The 313-nt window shown below is 61.3% G+C and carries 1 protein-coding gene; it reads right to left on the reverse strand.

The features are described 5' to 3' along the window. Window positions 1–190: RNA polymerase sigma factor region1.1 domain-containing protein (locus NWP09_RS13485; RefSeq protein ID WP_258275976.1), on the reverse strand; the 190-nt coding region annotated here is incomplete at its 3' end. Window positions 191–313: the final 123 nt, after the last annotated feature.

Raw genomic sequence — 313 nt, forward strand, 5'->3', positions numbered from 1 at the left:
TGGCCAAGGTGTCCTCGATCGCGTCGGGGGTCACCTCTTCGCTGGGGAGAACCTTGTTCAGCTCCTCCATCGTGACATAGCCGCGCGCCTTGGCCTGCTTGATGAACTTCTTGACGCCGGCGTCGGTCAGATCGAGCAGGGGCCCGTCGGTCGAAACCTCGGCGTCCTGCGTCTCGGTCTGAGTGCTCATTCAGTGTCTCTCCGGCCAGCGGGGGTGATCAGGCCCCATGGCAAAAATACAACGCCTGCCGACTTCGTTGCTTACGAGGTCGAACTGTTATCCCAAATCGTTCCGGTCTTGATGGCCCGGCGC

This window comes from Agrococcus sp. HG114 (genome assembly GCF_024723325.1).
Classification (GTDB): domain Bacteria; phylum Actinomycetota; class Actinomycetes; order Actinomycetales; family Microbacteriaceae; genus Agrococcus.